At 62.0% G+C, this 14539-nt stretch carries 15 protein-coding genes; 9 read left to right on the top strand and 6 right to left on the bottom strand.

Annotation, left to right across the window (positions count from 1 at the left end):
* Positions 1-4: 4 nt before the first annotated feature.
* From ACEN84_RS07705 to ACEN84_RS07715, 3 genes are all read left to right on the top strand, one after another.
* Positions 5-712: an ABC transporter ATP-binding protein gene (locus tag ACEN84_RS07705; protein WP_130283218.1), complete on the top strand. Its 708-nt coding sequence runs from the start codon at positions 5-7 to the stop codon at positions 710-712.
* The gene (locus ACEN84_RS07710; RefSeq protein WP_413710474.1) at positions 709-3252 is read left to right on the top strand and encodes an ABC transporter permease; all 2544 of its coding nucleotides are present in this window, start codon (positions 709-711) and stop codon (positions 3250-3252) included. The genes ACEN84_RS07705 and ACEN84_RS07710 overlap by 4 nt, the downstream gene beginning before the upstream one ends.
* A 181-nt stretch (positions 3253-3433) precedes the next feature.
* Positions 3434-4162: a Bax inhibitor-1/YccA family protein gene (locus ACEN84_RS07715; RefSeq protein WP_112718395.1), complete on the top strand. Its 729-nt coding sequence runs from the start codon at positions 3434-3436 to the stop codon at positions 4160-4162.
* A gap of 167 nt (positions 4163-4329) precedes the next feature.
* On the opposite strand, the gene ACEN84_RS07720 is transcribed toward ACEN84_RS07715, so the two are convergent.
* On the bottom strand, positions 4330-4566 hold the full coding sequence (locus tag ACEN84_RS07720; protein ID WP_207225207.1) for a hypothetical protein: 237 nt from the start codon (positions 4564-4566) through the stop codon (positions 4330-4332).
* 239 nt (positions 4567-4805) lie between these two features.
* Between ACEN84_RS07720 and ACEN84_RS07725 the strand changes: the two genes are divergently transcribed.
* The gene (locus ACEN84_RS07725) at positions 4806-5363 is read left to right on the top strand and encodes an N-acetyltransferase family protein (RefSeq protein ID WP_413710475.1); all 558 of its coding nucleotides are present in this window, start codon (positions 4806-4808) and stop codon (positions 5361-5363) included.
* A gap of 4 nt (positions 5364-5367) precedes the next feature.
* On the opposite strand, the gene ACEN84_RS07730 is transcribed toward ACEN84_RS07725, so the two are convergent.
* The 3 genes from ACEN84_RS07730 to acnA all read right to left on the bottom strand — a co-directional run bounded on the left by ACEN84_RS07730 (position 5368) and on the right by acnA (position 9696).
* Positions 5368-5769, bottom strand: coding sequence for a DUF2794 domain-containing protein (locus ACEN84_RS07730; protein WP_112718393.1), 402 nt, complete (start codon positions 5767-5769; stop codon positions 5368-5370).
* Positions 5770-6047: 278 nt separating this feature from the next.
* Positions 6048-6788 (bottom strand): DUF1223 domain-containing protein, encoded by a 741-nt coding sequence (locus ACEN84_RS07735; RefSeq protein ID WP_112718391.1) that lies wholly within the window; start codon positions 6786-6788, stop codon positions 6048-6050.
* A gap of 217 nt (positions 6789-7005) precedes the next feature.
* Positions 7006-9696, bottom strand: coding sequence for an aconitate hydratase AcnA (acnA, locus tag ACEN84_RS07740; RefSeq protein ID WP_413710476.1), 2691 nt, complete (start codon positions 9694-9696; stop codon positions 7006-7008).
* 261 nt (positions 9697-9957) lie between these two features.
* Here acnA and ccmA point away from each other — a divergent pair, with 261 nt between their 5' ends.
* The 5 genes from ccmA (at position 9958) to ACEN84_RS07765 (ending at position 13078) form a co-directional block, all read left to right on the top strand.
* Complete coding sequence (gene ccmA / locus ACEN84_RS07745; protein WP_413711274.1) at positions 9958-10605, top strand: heme ABC exporter ATP-binding protein CcmA; 648 nt, start codon at positions 9958-9960, stop codon at positions 10603-10605.
* A gap of 220 nt (positions 10606-10825) precedes the next feature.
* A complete protein-coding gene (gene ccmB, locus ACEN84_RS07750) occupies positions 10826-11485 on the top strand; it encodes a heme exporter protein CcmB (protein ID WP_413710477.1) in 660 nt (219 codons plus the stop codon).
* Between the two features lie 58 nt (positions 11486-11543).
* Positions 11544-12305 carry a heme ABC transporter permease gene (locus tag ACEN84_RS07755; protein WP_413710478.1) on the top strand — a complete coding sequence of 254 codons (762 nt, stop codon included), beginning with the start codon at positions 11544-11546 and terminating at the stop codon, positions 12303-12305.
* Between the two features lie 3 nt (positions 12306-12308).
* On the top strand, positions 12309-12476 hold the full coding sequence (ccmD, locus tag ACEN84_RS07760) for a heme exporter protein CcmD (protein ID WP_413710479.1): 168 nt from the start codon (positions 12309-12311) through the stop codon (positions 12474-12476).
* Positions 12473-13078 carry a DsbE family thiol:disulfide interchange protein gene (locus ACEN84_RS07765; protein WP_203427760.1) on the top strand — a complete coding sequence of 202 codons (606 nt, stop codon included), beginning with the start codon at positions 12473-12475 and terminating at the stop codon, positions 13076-13078. The genes ccmD and ACEN84_RS07765 overlap by 4 nt, the downstream gene beginning before the upstream one ends.
* A gap of 171 nt (positions 13079-13249) precedes the next feature.
* On the opposite strand, the gene ACEN84_RS07770 is transcribed toward ACEN84_RS07765, so the two are convergent.
* Together ACEN84_RS07770 and ACEN84_RS07775 are read right to left on the bottom strand one after the other, a co-directional pair.
* The gene (locus tag ACEN84_RS07770) at positions 13250-13837 is read right to left on the bottom strand and encodes a DUF2585 domain-containing protein (RefSeq protein ID WP_413710480.1); all 588 of its coding nucleotides are present in this window, start codon (positions 13835-13837) and stop codon (positions 13250-13252) included.
* Positions 13834-14478 (bottom strand): septation protein A, encoded by a 645-nt coding sequence (locus ACEN84_RS07775; RefSeq protein WP_130283199.1) that lies wholly within the window; start codon positions 14476-14478, stop codon positions 13834-13836. Before ACEN84_RS07775 ends, ACEN84_RS07770 begins: the two co-directional genes overlap by 4 nt.
* Positions 14479-14539: the final 61 nt, after the last annotated feature.

The following is a 14539-nucleotide window of genomic DNA, read 5'->3' on the forward strand; positions in this document are numbered from 1 at the left end:
TTCTTTGGCAAAAACCATCATCGAGCTGAAGCACGCGGATTTGACCTTGGGCAATGCCGCCGCATCCGTGCATGTGCTGAAGGGCATCGACCTGACGATCGCCGCCGGCGAATCGGTCGGCATCGTCGGCCCCTCCGGATCCGGCAAGTCGACGCTGCTGATGGTGCTGGCTGGCCTGGAACGACTCGATAGCGGTGAGATCCACATCAACGAAACGCCGCTCCACGCCATGAGCGAGGATCAGGTCGCCGATTTCCGCGGCCGCAATATCGGCATCGTCTTCCAGTCCTTCCATCTGATCGCCAACATGACGGCACTCGAAAACGTCGCCGTTCCCCTCGAGCTCGCCAATGTCCCGAACCCCTTCGAGATCGCCCAGCGCGAGCTCCGCTCCGTCGGCCTCGGCGAGCGCCTCAACCACTATCCGGGCCAACTCTCCGGCGGCGAGCAGCAGCGTGTCGCCATTGCCCGCGCTCTCGCCCCCTCGCCTGCCCTGCTGATCGCCGACGAACCGACCGGCAATCTCGATACCGATACCGGCCGCCAGATCGCCGACCTCCTCTTCTCCAAACAGGCCGAGCGCGGCATGACGCTGCTGCTCGTCACCCACGACAATGCGCTCGCCAACCGCTGCTCGCGGCAGATCCGCGTGCGCTCCGGCAAGATCGAAGGCGACAGTGCCGTTCGCCAGTCTGCGGCAGCCATCGCATGACGCTGATCACCCCGCGCGTTTCGCTAGCCTTCCGCCTTGCCCTTCGCGAACTGCGCGGCGGCCTCAGAGGCTTCTACATATTCCTCGCCTGTATCGCGCTCGGCACCGGCGCCATTGCCGCCGTCAATTCGGTCTCGACCTCGATCACCGATACGATCGCCTCGCAGGGACAGGAACTGCTGGCCGGCGACGTGCGCTTCGAGCTGAACAATCGCGAGGCAACGCAGGACGAGATGAATTTCCTGCGCGGCTTCGGCAAGGTCTCGACCTCCACTGGCCTGCGCTCCATGGCCCGCAAGCCCGACGGTACCGATCAGGCGCTGGTCGAGGTCAAGGCCGTCGACGATGCCTATCCGCTCTACGGCACCTTCCAGTCCGAGCCGGACTATCCGCTCGCCGCCCTGCTCTCAACCCAGAGCGGCACCTACGGCGCCGTCGCCGCCCCGTTGCTGCTCGAACGTCTCGGGCTATCGATCGGTGACGAAATCCTGCTCGGCAATGCCACGCTCAACATAACAGGTACCGTGAAGACCGAACCGGATGCGCTTTCCGAAGGCTTCGGCTTTGCCCCGCGCCTGATCGTCAGCCGCGAGGCGCTGCAGGCATCCGGCCTGATCCAGACCGGCAGCCTTGTCGAACATGCCTACAAGATCAAGCTCGATGATCCCGGAGAAATCGGCACCGTCCGCGATCGCGCCGCCAAGGAGTTTCCCTCCGCCGGCTGGTCGATCCGCACCAGCGACCGTGCAGCCCCCTCGCTCACCGAAAACATCACCCGCTTCTCGCAGTTCCTGACGCTGGTCGGTCTGACCGCGCTGATCGTCGGCGGTGTCGGCGTCGCCAATGCGGTGCGTGCTTTCCTCGATTCCAAGCGCACGACAATCGCCACGTTCAAGTGCCTGGGTGCACCTGCCTCGGTCGTCGTACTGATCTATCTTTTCCAGATCGCCATCATCGCCTTCGCCGGCATCCTGATCGGCCTCATACTGGGCGCCATATCGCCCGTCATCGCAGCGCAGTTCCTGGCACAGTTCCTGCCGGTCTCCACCGAGCCGGCGCTCTATCCGGGCGCCCTGCTGCTCGCCACGCTCTTCGGCATCCTGACGACGCTCGCCTTCGCCATCCTGCCGCTCGGCCATGCCCGCGAGGTTCCGGCAACGGCGCTGTTCCGCGAGCAAGGCTTCGAAGCCCGCAAGCTCCCCTCCTGGCCCTATATCCTGCTCGCCGCCCTCTTCATGGCGGCGCTTGCGGGCCTGGCGATCGTCACCGCCTATGACCGCTTCATCGCCGTCGTCTTCGTCGGCGCCATCATCTTCGCCTTCGTCATCCTGCGCGTCGTCGCGGCTGTCATCGCCTGGCTTGCGAAGCGCAGTCCACGCGTCAATTCCCCGGCGCTGCGCCTCGCAATCGGCAATATCCACCGCCCCGGCGCTCTGACCCCCTCGGTCGTCCTCTCGCTCGGCCTCGGCCTCGCGCTCTTGGTCACCCTGACGCTGATCGACGGCAATCTGCGCCAGCAGCTGACCGGACGGATGGCCGAAGGAGCGCCGAACTTCTTCTTCGTCGACATCCAGAGCGCCCAGGTCGAAGACTTCCGCAGTCTCGTCAGAGAGCAGGCGCCGGAAGGCAAGCTCGTCGAAGTGCCGATGCTGCGCGGCCGCATCCTTGCCTTCAACGGCGAGGATGTCACCAAGCGCAAGGTTCCGCCCGCCGGCCAATGGGTGCTGCGCGGCGACCGCGGCATCACCTACTCCGAAAACATGCCGGAAAATGCCTCGCTGACCGAAGGCAGCTGGTGGCCGAAGGATTACAGCGGCGAACCGCAGGTCTCCTTCTCTGCCGAAGAGGCGGGTGAGCTCGGCCTCAAGATCGGCGACACCGTCACCGTCAACGTGCTGGGCCGCAACATCACCGCGCGCATCGCCAACCTGCGCAAGGTCGAATGGGAATCGCTGTCGATCAACTTCGTGATGGTCTTCTCACCCAACACCTTCCGCGGCGCCCCGCATGCCTGGCTCGCCACGCTGACCGATCCGTCCGCCACACCGGCCGAGGAAGCGGCGCTCCTGAAGACCGTTACCAACACCTATCCGACGATCACCAGCGTGCGGGTGAAGGATGCGCTCGATATCGTCAACGAGCTGGTCGGCCAGCTTGCGACCGCCATCCGCGCCGCGGCCTCCGTCGCCCTGATCGCCTCGATCCTCGTTCTCGCGGGCGCCCTCGCCGCCGGAAACAGGGCACGCACGCATGATGCCGTCGTCCTGAAGACGCTGGGTGCCACCCGCTCCATGCTGATCCGCGCCTTCAGCTACGAATATCTCATTCTCGGTGTCGCCACTGCGATCTTCGCGCTGCTTGCCGGCGGAACGGCCGCTTGGTTCGTCGTCAGCCGCATCATGAAGCTGCCCTCGGCCTTCCTGCCGGATGTCGCCGGACTGACGCTGGTGACGGCACTTGTGCTGACCGTCGGTATCGGCCTGATCGGCACATGGCGCATTCTCGGCCAGAAGGCAGCACCCGTTCTGCGCGAGCTCTAGAATGAGCGTTTGACGAAATAGCTTCACCTTACGGCGATTTAACCCCGCCGCTGGTTGCAAGGGCCTTGTTTGCTAGGGGCGAAAGCCTCATATTGTCTGCAGGCATGCTGGAGCTCCGCAGCGGCGCCCGGGTCGTAAAGCCCGACACCGTATTCACATCGGAGCTTGTATAGAGGAAACAATGGCTGACCTTCGTAACTACCAAAGCCGGGCACAGACTGGCGAGATGATCGACCAGGGGCTGCGCTCCTATATGCTCAAGGTCTACAACCTGATGGCGCTGGGTCTGGCGATCACGGGTGTTGCGGCCTATCTCGGCTTCAATTTCGCGGTCCAGGACAATCAGCTGACGCAGTTCGGCGTACTGCTTTTCCAGTCGCCGCTTCGCTGGGTCGTGATCCTTGCTCCGTTGGCTGCGGTCTTCTTCCTGAGCTTCCGGATTAACCGCATGAGTGTTGCCGCCGCGCAGACGACCTTCTGGGTCTATGCCGCGCTGGTCGGCCTGTCGCTCTCGTCGATCTTCCTGGTCTACACGCAGTCGAGCATCACGCAGACCTTCTTCGTGACCGCCGCTTCGTTTGGTGCCCTATCGCTCTACGGATACACGACCAAGCGTGATCTCTCGGCCATGGGCTCGTTCCTGATCATGGGTCTCTTCGGCCTGATCATCGCGTCGATCGTGAATATCTTCCTGGGCTCTTCTGCCCTCCAGTTCGCGATCTCCGTGATCGGCGTCCTGATCTTCGCAGGCCTCACGGCCTACGATACCCAGCGCATCAAGGAACTGTACTATGAAGCAGACGGTGCTGAGGTCATGGGCCGCAAGGCGATCATGGGCGCTCTGACGCTCTACCTCGACTTCATCAACCTGTTCATGTTCCTTCTGCAGTTCATGGGTAACCGCAAGTAACACGGAACGAGTGCCGGCGAGGGCAACCTCGACCGGATCAAAGACACAAGCCGCCTGCAGCAGAGATGTTACGGGCGGTTTTATTTTGCGGAATGAGGATGCGGCGCTTCGCGTGGCGCATCATGACGATCGACATGCAGCCGGCATACGAAAGCCGGCCCTTTGTCTCAGAGCTTGCGCGCCGCCAGACGCCGCCGATCGAGCGCAACATGGTCGGAGCCGCGCTTCGTCAGACGGAATTGCCGCTTCTGGAATTCTCCGCGAATCTCGATAAAGCCCTTCTCCTCGGCCTCGTTCAAGGTCTTCAGGCTGGTGCCCTCGGGAGGAGACTGCCAATCGATGCCGACGGCGGCATGCAGCAAAACCAGGATCTTGATAATTGCGTTTCTCCATGGCTGACGCATGCGGCGACTGTGCCGCCTGAGGCAACGGGCCCGTTCAGCGAATGCCGTTCTCTAGAAGCTCCGGCGGCTTCGGTCAACTCGCCGGGCTGGCCGCCATGCAGGTGTCAGCGGCGGAACGAAGACAATAGCGACAAGCAACTGCGCTCCACCCGGCGATACCCCTGTACGCTTTTCCTGTTGCCAAATCGCGCACCGGATGGTTTTCAGCCTGAACCACACTTCAGGACATCGGCTGCCGAATGATCGTCTATCTCCGCGATATCTCCGCTTCCGACCTCGATGCCATCACCGCGATCTACCGCGAGGCCGTTCTGTCAGGCACCGCCAGCTACGAGATCGTTCCGCCAGAGCGCCAGGAGATGGCAACGCGGCTATCTGCCATAACGGGCCAGGGCTACCCTTATATCGCCGCGGCCGACGAAAACGGCTTGTTGCTGGGCTATGCTTACGCTACGGCTTTCCGCACGCGGCCGGCCTATAGATGGATGGTCGAGGATTCGATCTATCTTGCCCCCGCCGCCCGTGGAAAGGGCGTCGGCAAGGCGCTGCTGGCGGAGCTGATATCACGCTGCACCGCGCTCGGCTTCCGGCAAATGGTGGCCGTCATCGGCGGCGCCCATCCAGCCTCGATCGCGCTGCATCGTTCATCGGGTTTCGAGGAAACCGGTCTGCTCAAGGGCACCGGATACAAGCACGGCCGCTGGCTGGATACGATGCTGATGCAGCGCGCGCTTGGCGAAGGAAAGAACAGCGATCCCGACCCGTCGGTCTATCCCGGCACGCTGTTCAAGGGTTGAACGCCTATTTGTCGACGAGCTTCAGAACCTTGTCGAAGACCTTCAGGACCTGCTGCAGCTCGTGGCCACGCTTCAGGATCATGCCGTTGGTATTCACCACGGAATAGGCGCCCTGCTTATTGGCAAGCTTGGGATCTTTCTCGATGGTGAAGAGGGGCATTTCGCCGGAGCGCTTGAAGACGGAGAACACCGCCTTGTCCTTCATGTGGTCGATTGCGTAGTCTTTCCACTCGCCCTCGCCGACCATGCGGCCGTAAATCCACAGGATTGCATCCAGCTCTCGCCGGTGAAACGTCACCGGCAACGGATCCTTGCTCTGCTTGTATTCTTTAAGATCGACGACGACTGAGGAACTATTGTCGGCGGAACGGTGATCGCCATGCCGCAAATCCGGCTGATCTGTCATCAGTCTCCCTGTGCCTCCGCTTGTGACAGGAGAGTGACAGTTTGCCCGAGCCGCGCCAAATTGCAAGTGCGGCCAGTCATCACATTAATCATATGCTATGCAATCTCCTGAGCGCCGCAATTCAGTCAAAACAGCGCCTCATTTGCAGGGGAAGTTCCGCTCACCGATTTGGCGCCAGCGCGCCAAAGGGCCCGGCTGAGCGTATCGACCTTAACCCCAGCCCCGAATACGATCAGCCGGGCCGCCCCGTTTTCCATCTGCCGGAGCAGATGAAACCCTCAGATATTCTTGCCCGCCATGATGACGGTTGCGCCCAGGATCGCGGCCGGGTCACCATCAGCCGTAGCAGCCTGCAACAGAATTGCACAGCCCTCGAGGTCGGCCTTCTGCAGCACCGTTGCAGGTAAGGTCAGGCTTGTTGCCTTTCCGTCCCACATGCCCACGGTTTCAATGTCGCTGACGCTGTTGATGTAGGAAATCTTCTGGCCGCTGTTCTCGCCCTTTTCGACGTCGATGGTCTTTTCCTTGTCGAAATAGACCATGACGACGCTGGCCTTGCCCTGCCCGGCGCCGATCTTGATCTCCAGCTCGTCGCCACGCATCTGCGCATCGACGGGCACGGAGAGGCCCTTGCCCTCCGTGGAGAAGCCGTTGATCTTGCCGTTGATCGCCGAGATGTCGGAGCCCGCCATATGGTCGCGGCCGTTGACCACCACCTGCGGCGTATAGACGTTGCTGCGGCCGAGCATGCGGGCATAGCCATACTGCCGGTCGGTATTCTGCTTGGAGCTCAGCGTGTCGGTCCAGCCGAGATAGTTCCAGTAATCGACGTGATAAGCGAGCGCGATGACATCGCCCTGGCCGACGATCTTGCGAAACGCCGCATCAGCCGGCGGACAGGAGCCGCAGCCCTGGGAGGTAAAGAGTTCGACGACGCCCTTCGGCTTGCCGTCTTCGGCATGAAGCGGTGCCGCGAGCACCAGACCGGCAATCATCGAAATCAAAAAACGCGGCGACATTGCAACCTCTTTTCCAGAACATGCGGCGGACCGATACCGCAGGCCCCGATTACGACCGTAGAGATAATCCTTCCGGCTCAAAACGGGAAGTAACGAACGGGTGAGACAGGCCCACCCGCCATCGCAGCCGGAACACATCGCCGTGAGCCCAGTCCCGCAAAGAAAAACCGCCGGAGATTGCTCTCCGGCGGCGATTATCATGCGCTTGTCTTAAGAATTAAGCAGCGAGATCACGCAGAACCGTCTGCAGGATGCCGCCGTTGTTGAGGTAGATGACCTCATCCAGCGTGTCGACGCGCGACAGAAGCGGAACTTCCTTCACGGTGCCGTCGCCGTAGGTGATCTTGGCAATCTTCTTCTCACGCGGCTTGATGTTCTCGAGACCTTCGATGGTGACGATTTCGTCGCCCTTCAGGCCGAGGCTCTGCCAGGTCGTGCCCTCTTCGAAGACGAAGGGGATGACGCCCATGCCGACCAGGTTCGAGCGGTGGATACGCTCGAAGCTCTGCGCGACGACAGCCTTGACGCCGAGCAAGTTGGTGCCCTTTGCAGCCCAGTCACGCGAAGAGCCGTTGCCGTATTCGACACCGGCGAAGATGACGAGCGGAACGCCCTCGGCCTTGTACTGCATGGCCGCGTCGTAGATCGATTCCTCTTCCTTCGACGGATAGTGGATCGTGAAGCCGCCTTCCTTGCCGTTCGCGCCCAGCATGTGGTTGCGGATACGGATGTTGGCGAAGGTGCCGCGCATCATGACTTCATGGTTGCCGCGGCGCGTGCCGTACTGGTTGAAGTCGGCAACGCCGACGCCGTGACCGGTGAGATATGCACCAGCCGGCGAAGCCGCCTTGATCGAACCGGCCGGGGAAATGTGGTCGGTGGTGATCTTGTCGCCGAAGAGACCGAGAACGCGGGCACCCTTGATATCGGAAATGCCGCTACCGGTCTTGCCCATGCCAACGAAGTAAGGCGGGTTCTGAACGTAGGTCGACTGGTCGTCCCAGGCATAGGTCTGGCCCGGAGGAACCTGAACGGCCTGCCAGTTTTCATCGCCCTTGAAGACGTCGGCATACTTGGACTCATAGAGTTCGCGCGTGACGTACTTCTGGATGAATTCCTGCACTTCGTGCGAGGTCGGCCAGATGTCCTTGAGGTAGACAGGATTGCCGTTCTGGTCTTCGCCGATCGGCTCCTTGGTCAGGTCCTTCTGGACCGTACCGGCAAGCGCGTAGGCGACGACGAGCGGCGGGGAAGCGAGGTAGTTCGCCTGAACGTCCGGCGAGATGCGGCCTTCGAAGTTACGGTTGCCCGAGAGAACGCCCGAGACAATCAGGCCCTTGTCGTTGATCGTCTTCGAGATCGGCGCCGGCAGCGGGCCGGAGTTACCGATGCAGGTCGTGCAGCCGAAGCCAACGAGGTTGAAGCCGAGCTTGTCGAGGTCGGCCTGCAGGCCGGACTTGGCGAGATACTCGCCGACAACCTGCGATCCCGGAGCCAGCGAGGTCTTGACCCACGGCTTGGTCTTCAGGCCCTTGGCAACGGCGTTGCGGGCGAGAAGGCCGGCAGCGATCAGAACCGACGGGTTGGACGTGTTGGTGCAGGAGGTGATGGCAGCGATGGCAACGTCGCCATGGCCGAGATCGAAGTCGGTGCCTTCGACGGCATAGCGGTTCGAAAGCTGGCCGGGCTTCTTGTATTCGCCTTCGAGCGAGCCGGCGAAGCCGGAAGCGATGTTCTCGAGCGGGATACGGCCTTCCGGACGCTTCGGGCCGGCCATGGCAGGCACGACGTCGCCGAGGTCAAGTTCGAGCGTATCGGTGAATACGAGGTCGGAACCATCGCCTTCACGCCACATGCCCTGAGCCTTGGAATAGGCTTCGACGAGCGCGATACGTTCCTTGGTGCGGCCCGACATGTTGAGGTAGTTGACGGTTTCGCCATCGACCGGGAAGAAGCCGCAGGTCGCGCCGTATTCCGGGCCCATGTTGCCGATGGTGGCGCGGTCGGCGAGCGGCATGTTGTCGAGGCCCGAGCCGAAGAATTCGACGAACTTCGAAACCACGCCCTTCTTGCGCAGCATCTGAACGACCATGAGCACGAGGTCGGTCGCGGTGACGCCTTCCTTTAGCTTGCCGGTCAGCTTGAAGCCGATGACTTCAGGCAGCAGCATGGAAACCGGCTGGCCGAGCATGGCAGCTTCGGCCTCGATACCGCCAACACCCCAGCCGAGAACGCCGAGACCGTTGATCATCGTCGTATGCGAGTCGGTGCCGACGCAGGTATCCGGATAAGCGATCGTCTCGCCGTCCTCTTCCTTCGTCCAAACGGTCTGGCCGAGATATTCGAGGTTGACCTGGTGACAGATGCCGGTGCCCGGAGGAACGACGCGGAAGTTCTGGAATGCCTGCTGGCCCCACTTCAGGAAGCGGTAGCGCTCGCCGTTGCGCTGGTATTCCAGCTCGACGTTCTTGGCGAAGGCCTGCGGCGTGCCGAATTCATCGACGATGACCGAGTGGTCGATGACCAGATCGACGGGAACCAGCGGGTTGATCTTCTCGGGGTCGCCACCGAGCGAAACCATCGCATCGCGCATTGCGGCCAGATCGACGACAGCCGGAACGCCGGTGAAGTCCTGCATCAGCACGCGAGCCGGGCGGTATGCGATTTCGTTTTCGACCGAGCCCTTGTTGACGAGCCATTCGGCAACAGCCTGGATGTGCTCCTTCGTAACCGACTGGCCATCTTCGAAGCGCAGCAGGTTTTCGAGCAGGACCTTCATCGAATAGGGAAGCTTCGAGACGCCAGCCAGACCATTCGCCTCAGCCTTCGGAAGGCTGTAATAGACGTAGTCCTTACCGTTGACGGTGAGGGTGGAGCGACAATTGAAGCTGTCAAGAGATTTAGACACGAGATACCCCGTTTCTGATAGCCAACACAGTCGTGCGAACGCCTATGCACTTAATGCACATCAGGATGCGGGTACGGCCATTTCCGCTGTCCGCACGTGGAAAGAATATTCCATGTTCGGCGCAAGGATGAAGTTCACGCCGACCGCTGGCGTGGTTGCGGGTCTTATAGATAATTTCTAAGAAGGGTGCCAGATAGTGCGTGGCCCATTTCGGACATTTTTTGCGACGCAATGACTAAAATCTTAAACAACGGAAATGCCGTGCACCTGACTGCCGAGAAACTCGCTGCGCGCCGGGGCGAAGACCTGATTTTCGAGGACGTGTCCTTCCACCTCGAAAGCGGCGAAGCACTGGTTTTGACTGGTAAAAATGGATCAGGAAAGTCCACTTTACTGCGTGTCGTGGCTGGCCTGCTGCGCACCGAAAAGGGTGCCGTGCGCTTCACTGATTCGCACGGTTTGGACGAGCATCGCGCCAGCGAAGTCAGCCACTATCTCGGCCACCGGAACGCGATGAAAAGCGAGCTCACGGTCGAGGAAAATCTCGCCTTCTGGCAGGACTTCCTGGGCGACGTTCTTGGCGCCTCCGGCATGTCCATCGCCGGTGCGGCGGAGGCCGTCGGCCTTTCCGGAATTACCCACCTTCCCTTCGGCTACCTCTCGGCCGGCCAGCAGCGTCGCTTCGCCTTCGCCAAGCTGCTCGTCGCCTACCGCCCGATCTGGATCCTCGACGAGCCGACGGCGGCGCTCGACGCCAGCGCCGACAAGCTGTTTGCGGAGTTGATCGGCGCGCATCAGAGAAAGGGCGGCATCGTGCTGGCGGCGACGCATCAGCCGCTGGGGTTGGAGAATGCGCGGGAATTGCGGATGACGGGATTTGCGGGTGTGGATCAGGGGGTATGGGGATGAGGTCTCGTTCCGCGGCTACCCCCCTCTGCCCTGCCGGGCATCTCCCCCACAAGGGGAGAGATTGGCTGGGTTCAGACGCTCGCCCTGCCATCTCTGCAATCGCGAACGTCAAACATGGCCCGATGAGCGCGCCACACTTGATCTCCCCCCTTGTGGGGGAGATGTCCGGCAGGACAGAGGGGGGTAACCCACCCACCATACGGAACGAGGGCCCAACCCCATGAAAGCCCTCTTCCTCCGCGATCTCAGGCTCTCCATCCGCTCCGGCGGCGGCGCACTGATCGGCGTCCTGTTCTTCCTCACCGTCGTCGCCGTCATCCCCTTCGGCGTCGGCCCCGATCTCAACCTGCTCTCGCGCATCGGCCCGGCGATCGTCTGGATCGGCGCGCTGCTTGCCGCCCTCCTCGGCCTCGACAGGCTCTTCCAGGCGGAGCGCGACGATGGATCGCTCGATATCCTGCTGATGCAGGAAACGCCGCTGGTGCTGACGGTCTTCATGAAATGCCTGGCGCACTGGACGGCAACCAGCCTGCCGCTCGTCATCGCCTCGCCGCTGCTCGGCCTCTTCATGAATATGAGCGAGACGGCGATCGGCGCGACGATGCTGACGCTGCTGGTCGGCTCGCCCGCGATCACCTTTATCGGTGCCGTCGGCGCGGCGGTCGCCGTCGCCCTGCCGCGCGGCGGCCTGCTCGTCTCGATCCTCGTCCTGCCGCTGACGATCCCGGTGCTGATCTTCGGCGTCAGCGCCACCTACGCGGCCGTCGAGGACCCGGCGCCATTCATGCCGCCCTTCCTCGTCCTCATCGCGCTGACGCTGTTCTTCGCCGTCATCGGCCCGGCAGCAGCGGCTCTGGCGCTCAGAAACACGTCGGATTGATCGTGCCGTTGACCGGCATCAATTGCGGGAGAACCCCGTTCAAGGTAAAGAACCGCTCATGAGCGAAACCAGCCTGGCCATCAGCAAATTCAGCGACCTCGCAAACCCGACCCGGTTTCTGGCGCTTGCAAGCCGTATCATTCCCTGGATGGCGGGCATCACTGCCCTCTGTCTCGCCGTGGGGCTCTATCTGAGCTTCGCGACCGAAGGCGACTACCAGCAGGGCGAGACCGTCCGCATCATGTATATCCATGTGCCCTCGGCCTGGCTGGCGATGATGTGCTACACGGTCATGAGCATCTCGGCGATCGGCACGCTGGTCTGGCGCCATCCGCTGGCCGATGTGTCCGCCAAGGCCGCCGCGCCGCTCGGCGCCGCCTTCACGCTTCTGGCCCTCGTCACCGGCTCGCTCTGGGGCAAGCCGATGTGGGGGACCTGGTGGGTCTGGGATGCGCGCCTGACATCGGTTTTCGTGCTGTTCCTGATGTATCTCGGCCTGATCGCCCTCAATCGCGCCATCGACGATCCCTCCAAGGCCGCCCGCGTCGTCGCCGTCCTGATCCTCGTCGGCTTCGTCAACATCCCGATCATCAAGTTCTCCGTCGAGTGGTGGAACACGCTGCATCAGCCGGCAAGCGTCATGCGCCTCGATGGCCCGACGATCGATCCCGAATTCCTGCGTCCGCTGCTCATCATGGCTGTCGGATTCACGCTGCTGTTCTTCACGCTGCACATCATGGCGATGCGCAACGAGATCTGGCGCCGCCGCGTCGCCGCTCAGCGCCGTCTTGCCGCCCGCATGGCAAGCCGCGAGGACTGATCGATGACGCATGCTTTCTACGTCTACAGCGCCTATGGCTTCGCAGCTTTCGTGACCATTGCCGTCACACTCTGGATCTGGGCCGACGGCCGCGCCCGCCAGAAGGAGCTCGCTGCCCTCGAAGCCTCCGGCATCCGCCGCCGGTCGGCCCGAAAGAAGGATGACGAATGAGCGCGCCCGAGACGCAAGAGACCAAGGCGCGTGGCCTCAGCCGCTATGCGGTCGCCCTGATCCCGCTCCTCGTCTTCGGCGGCATCGCTGCGACTGCGGCCAAGATGCTCTACGACCAGGACTTCCACGGCAAGGACATCTCGGAAATCCCCTCCGCGCTGCTCGGCACCAAGGCGCCCTCGCTGAACCTCGCACCGCTCGAAGGCTCCAACCTGCCGGCACTGACGGACGCTGCGGTCAAGGGTAAGCTGACGCTCGTCAACGTCTTCGCCTCCTGGTGCATCCCATGCCGGCAGGAACATCCGATCCTAAAGCAGCTCGCCGCCGACGGCAGGCTCAACATCGTTGCCATCAACTACAAGGACAAGAGCGAGAACGCGCTGCAGTTCCTGAGCGAACTCGGCAACCCGTTCAAGGCAATCGGCGTCGATCCGAACGGCAAAGCGGCGATCGACTGGGGCGTCTATGGCGTTCCCGAAAGCTATCTCGTCGCCCCTGATGGAACGATCATCTACAAGCGCGTCGGCCCCTTCGATGAGATCAGCATGAAGGAAGGGCTTTTCCCGGCGATGGAGAAAGTGCTGGGGAAGCCGGCGTCCTAAAACGTTGCATCATATGACTGATGCTTTGCCGTGCGCCCCTCATCCGGCCCTATCGGGCCACCTTCTCCCCGCTGGGTGGAAGGGATCGGCGACGTCACGGCATCTTCCCTTCTCCCCGGCGGGGAGAAGGTGCCGGCAGGCGGATGAGGGGGCTGCACGGCAAAACGTCCGCTAAATCGCACCCTGCCAGGTCTTGATCGCCTCGACCGGCCAGATCAGCATCAGCACGTTGAGCGTCAGATTGTCCCGGATCATATAGCCCGTGAAAATCTCGAAAAAGATGGCGATCGCGACGGTCAGCGCGACCGGTGCCCGGGCCGCGAAGAAGAAGCCGATCACCATGAACACGGCGTCCATCGCCGAATTGATGATGCTGTCGCCGTAATAATCGAGCGAGATCGTCGCCGCGCGGTAGCGGTCGATGATGATGGGCGAATTTTCGAGCAGCTCCCAGCCGGATTCGATCACCAGCGCCAGGAGCAGGCGTGCCGCAAACGGCTTGCCGCGCAGCACGAGATGCGCCAGCCCGTAAAACAGGAAGCCGTGAATGATATGCGAGGGCGTGTACCAGTCCGAGAGGTGCTGGGAATTGCCGCTGGAATTGACGGTACCTTCCCAGAGCTTCACATATCCGCAGGTGCAGATGATCGTGCGGCCCATGAAATATTCGGTGACGACCTGCGCAAGCAGCACGGCAAAGCAGGCGAGAACCCAGAAGGTCTGATGTTTCGTGCGCTCGGCCGTACTGTCGAAGCTCACTTCTCGGTTTCTCCCGCAGGCTGGATCGTGTGCTTCAGGATCAGCGGCATCTGCGCCATCGTGAACAGGATGGTGATAGGCATCGTGCCCCAGACCTTGAAGGCGACCCAGAAATCATCGGAGAAATTCCGCCAAATGACCTCGTTCAGCACGGCGAGGAACAGGAAGAAGATGCCCCAGCGCAGCGTCAGCTTCCGCCATCCCTCGGCATCGAGCTGGAAGGCGGCATTGAAGACATAGCCGAGCAACGACTTGCCGAAGGCGAGACCGCCGAGCAGCGCCACACCGAACAGCGCATTGACGATCGTCGGCTTCATCTTGATGAAGGTCTCGTTCTGCAGATAGATCGACAGCGACCCGAAGATCAACACCACGATGCCCGACACGAAGGGCATGATCGGCAGATGGCCGAGGATGATCTTCGAGGCGACAAGCGAAATCACGGTCGCGGCCATGAACAGGCCGGTAGCGACGAAAAGCGGGCCGCCGAGCTCAGCAAGAGCCGGGAAGCGATCGACCAGCCACTGGCCGCGCAGGTTGGCGAAAAAGAAGATCAGCAGCGGTCCGAGCTCCAGCGCCAGCTTCAGCAGCGGATGGTGCCGGTCTGCGGCGGAGGGCGTGATATCGCTTTCGGTGGTCATGCTTTTCGTAAAACCTGTCAGTTTCGGGCCTGTCTCAACCGGCCGCGGCTTGCGCGCTCTT

Source organism: Rhizobium sp. Rhizsp82, assembly GCF_047325115.1.
GTDB lineage: Bacteria > Pseudomonadota > Alphaproteobacteria > Rhizobiales > Rhizobiaceae > Rhizobium.

Bases quoted from the DNA above. Each gene is read 5' to 3' on its own strand.
- ACEN84_RS07710 (WP_413710474.1), top strand. From the start codon at position 709: ATGACGCTGATCACCCCGCGCGTTTCGCTAGCCTTCCGCCTTGCCCTT.
- ACEN84_RS07715 (WP_112718395.1), top strand. From the start codon at position 3,434: ATGGCTGACCTTCGTAACTACCAAAGCCGGGCACAGACTGGCGAGATG.
- ACEN84_RS07720 (WP_207225207.1), bottom strand. From the start codon at position 4,566: ATGCGTCAGCCATGGAGAAACGCAATTATCAAGATCCTGGTTTTGCTG.
- ACEN84_RS07725 (WP_413710475.1), top strand. From the start codon at position 4,806: ATGATCGTCTATCTCCGCGATATCTCCGCTTCCGACCTCGATGCCATC.
- ACEN84_RS07730 (WP_112718393.1), bottom strand. From the start codon at position 5,769: ATGACAGATCAGCCGGATTTGCGGCATGGCGATCACCGTTCCGCCGAC.
- ACEN84_RS07735 (WP_112718391.1), bottom strand. From the start codon at position 6,788: ATGTCGCCGCGTTTTTTGATTTCGATGATTGCCGGTCTGGTGCTCGCG.
- ccmB (WP_413710477.1), top strand. From the start codon at position 10,826: ATGAAAGCCCTCTTCCTCCGCGATCTCAGGCTCTCCATCCGCTCCGGC.
- ACEN84_RS07755 (WP_413710478.1), top strand. From the start codon at position 11,544: ATGAGCGAAACCAGCCTGGCCATCAGCAAATTCAGCGACCTCGCAAAC.
- ccmD (WP_413710479.1), top strand. From the start codon at position 12,309: ATGACGCATGCTTTCTACGTCTACAGCGCCTATGGCTTCGCAGCTTTC.
- ACEN84_RS07765 (WP_203427760.1), top strand. From the start codon at position 12,473: ATGAGCGCGCCCGAGACGCAAGAGACCAAGGCGCGTGGCCTCAGCCGC.
- ACEN84_RS07775 (WP_130283199.1), bottom strand. From the start codon at position 14,478: ATGACCACCGAAAGCGATATCACGCCCTCCGCCGCAGACCGGCACCAT.